This is a genomic window from Pseudoduganella sp. RAF53_2 (genome assembly GCF_052113985.1).
Classification (GTDB): Bacteria; Pseudomonadota; Gammaproteobacteria; order Burkholderiales; family Burkholderiaceae_D; genus Rugamonas.
In genome coordinates this window covers 1-3,206 of sequence record NZ_JBFRDW010000672.1, presented here as the reverse complement: position 1 = coordinate 3,206, position 3,206 = coordinate 1, and the positions used below count along the sequence as shown (strand labels likewise).

General features: G+C 64.7%; 4 protein-coding genes. All 4 read left to right on the top strand.

The window, feature by feature from the left end; all coding sequences use genetic code 11:
* Nucleotides 1–180 precede the first annotated feature (180 nt).
* Nucleotides 181–444, top strand: a complete 264-nt coding sequence (locus AB4Z11_RS27545; protein ID WP_442029026.1) for a flagellar protein FliT — start codon at nt 181–183, stop codon at nt 442–444.
* Nucleotides 445–651: 207 nt separating this feature from the next.
* Complete coding sequence (locus AB4Z11_RS27540; protein WP_442029025.1) at nt 652–1,119, top strand: Spy/CpxP family protein refolding chaperone; 468 nt, start codon at nt 652–654, stop codon at nt 1,117–1,119.
* A 52-nt stretch (nt 1,120–1,171) separates the two neighbouring features.
* Nucleotides 1,172–1,885 carry a response regulator gene (locus AB4Z11_RS27535; protein ID WP_442029024.1) on the top strand — a complete coding sequence of 238 codons (714 nt, stop codon included), beginning with the start codon at nt 1,172–1,174 and terminating at the stop codon, nt 1,883–1,885.
* Nucleotides 1,882–3,114 (top strand): sensor histidine kinase, encoded by a 1,233-nt coding sequence (locus tag AB4Z11_RS27530; protein WP_442029023.1) that lies wholly within the window; start codon nt 1,882–1,884, stop codon nt 3,112–3,114. Before AB4Z11_RS27535 ends, AB4Z11_RS27530 begins: the two co-directional genes overlap by 4 nt.
* Nucleotides 3,115–3,206 lie beyond the last annotated feature (92 nt).

Genomic DNA, 3,206 nt, shown 5'->3' with positions numbered 1-3,206 from the left:
AGATAACGCCCTGATCGACGAAATGCCGCCGCTGGACGAGCTGAGCGCAGGCCTGGAAGAGTTGATCGGCTGACAACTTGAAAATATTTTGAAAATATTTTGAGAAAACCCTAAAGTTCTTCGTCGCCCTGACGTAAATCCTGACAAGCGGTACTCCGTTTCCACTTTTCAGGATGAAAAATGAGCAACCAGGTTCTCTCGATGTACGAAAATATTGCCGGTTTGACCAATCAAATGGTCGTGGCTGCGCGCGCGAGTGACTGGACCAGCCTGAACAGCCTGGAAAATCAGTGCGCAGCCGAGTCGGTTGCCGTGATCGGCGGCGCCGCTCCGCTGGAAGGCGACGCCCGCGCCCGCAAGATCGCGCTGCTGAAACAGATCATGGCCAATGATCGCGCCATCCGCGATGTGACCGAACCATGGATGGGCCGCCTGAACGGCTGATTGCCCCTCCTCCTGCAAAAAAAAGCGCCTCGGGGCGCTTTTTTTTTACCCCTACAGCAAAAAGCAGGTGCCTGCCACGGCGTGGCAGGCACCAGGGTTACGCCTCGGGTTTTTGCTTCACAAAACTTTACACAGCCGGCATCGCAGCTTTACGGTGCCCGGCCAGACTGATGGTGCAGTCTTCCTCAACCTGAACAAGGAACAGCCATGAGTCTCACCCGTAAAACCATCGCAGCACTTCTGCTTGGCACCTCCCTGCTGGGCGGCGTCGGCGCCTATGCCCTCGATCAGCACAGCAGCCAGCACCGCGCCATCGACGCCACTGCGCACGTCGACACCATGCTGAACCACCTGTATGTGGAAGTCGACGCCACCGACGCGCAGAAAGCCCAGATCGAGCCGCTGGTCAAAGCCGCCATGCAGGATCTGATGCCCCTGCACAGCCAGTTGCGCACGGCCYACACCCAGATGCTGACGATGCTCAGCCAGCCCACCATCGACCGCGCGGCACTGGAAGCATCGCGCGCGCAGCATATGCAGATGGCCGACCAAGCCTCGCGCCGCCTGGTGCAGCTGATCGCCGACGTGGGCGACGTGCTCACTCCGGAGCAGCGCAAGAAGCTGGCCGATCACCTGTCCAAGCTGCATCAGGGCGGCATGCACCATCACGGCTGATTCAGCTCGGCGGCGGCCCTTCCCGGCCGCCGCCTGCCTTACAATGCCTTGCATGAACATTAACGCCGACCACATCCTGCTGGTAGAAGACGATCCGCGCCTGGCCGAAATGCTGACCGAATACCTGTCGCAAGCAGGCTTGCGCGTAAGCGTCGCCGCCAGCGGTGGCAGCGCGCTCGGACAACTGGCCGCAGCGCCCTTTGGCGCCGTGGTGCTGGACCTGATGCTGCCCGATATGGATGGCCTGGACGTCTGCCGCCAACTGCGCTCGCATTCCGACATCCCGGTGCTGATGCTGACCGCGCGCGGCGATGCGGTCGACCGCATCGTCGGCCTCGAAATCGGCGCGGATGACTACCTGCCCAAGCCATTCGAACCGCGCGAGCTGCTGGCCCGCCTGCGCGCCATCCTGCGCCGCCGCGTGGATGGTGGCGCACGCGGCGCGTCCGCCGCGAACAATGTGCTGCGCTTCGGCCGTCTCGAAATCGACGCCGCCGCGCACGCGGTGCGGCTGGAGGGCGCCTTGTGCGACCTGACCTCCTACCAGTTCGACCTGCTGCTGGCGCTGGCCAACAACGCTGGCCGCGTGCTGTCGCGCGAACAGCTGATGGACCTGGTCAAAGGCGAACAGCTGGAAGCCTTCGACCGCTCGATTGATGTCCACATGTCGCGCATTCGCGCCGCCGTGGAAGACGATCCCAAAAAGCCGCGCCGCATCATCACCGTGCGCGGCGCGGGCTATGTGTTCGCCAAGGCGCAGGAATGATCTCGCGCCTGTACATCCGTTTTCACCTGACGCTGCTGGGCTGTCTGGCGCTGTTCGCCTTTGCCGTGATCATGCTGTGGCACCGCGCCGGTGGCCCGATCGAACAGGCCGACGCCAACCTGGCCGTGCTGATGCAAAACCAGTTGGCGCCTGCATCCGCCACGCCCGCCGAACAGCAGGCCGCGCTGGAGCGCATGGCCGCCAGCATCCATGCCCGCATGACGCTCTACAGCGCCAACTGGCAGCTGATAGCCAGTGCCGGGACGCCGATCAGGCTGGGTGGCGGCTGGCGCGTGCGGCTGGAGCCACGCCCCGATTCATACGTCCACCTGCCGGATGGACGGCGCCTGCTATCCGACCAGCCGCTGGGCGTCGTGCGCTCGCATACGCTGCTGCATTCTCTGCTGATCCTGCTGACGATCGGCATCGCCATCGCCGCCTATCCGCTGGTGCGCTACATCACGCGGCGGCTGGAACGCTTGCAGCGCGGCGTGGAATCGCTTGGCGCGGGCGACCTGTCGGCGCGCGTGGCGGTGGAAGGCAAGGACGAAGTCGCGCAACTGGCGCGCAGCTTCAACCGCGCCGCGGATCAGATCGAGCAACTGGTCACCGCGCACAAGACCCTGCTGGCGAACGCCTCGCACGAACTGCGCACGCCGCTGGCGCGCATCCGCCTCGCGCTGGAGCTGAGCATGGACTCGCTCGATCCCAAGCGCAAAGCCGGGCTGGAGAAAGACATCGCCGAGCTGGATTATCTGCTGGACGAAATCCTGCTTGCCAGCCGCCTCGATGCCCTGCGCGACACGGTGGAACTGGAAGAACTCGACCTGCTCGCGCTGGCCGCGGAAGAATGCGCGCGCTACGACGAAGTCGAGCTGAACGGCGTGCCGGTGCTGATGCGCGCCTCTCCTCGCCTGCTGCGGCGCCTGCTGCGTAATCTGCTGGAAAACGCGCACCGCCACGGCCAGCCGCCGGCATATGTGCGCATCGAACGCGATGCCGGGATGGCGACGCTGACGGTGTGGGACAGCGGCCCCGGCATCCCGCCGGAGGAATTCGAGCGCGTATTCGAGCCCTTCTACCGCCGGCGCGGCACCCGCGACAACCTCGGCACCGGACTGGGCCTGGCCTTGGTGCGCCAGATCGCCCAGCGCCACGGCGGCGGCGCCCATTGCGCCAGCATGGCCGATGGCCGCAGCAGCTTCGTGATCACCCTTCCCCTGCGGTAGCCGCAATAAAAAAGCGCCTCGGACGAGGCGCTTCAGGGAATTCGGGTGGGGCGAGCGCCAGGTATCTCCTGGCGTCGCCTCAGCGCCGGTTG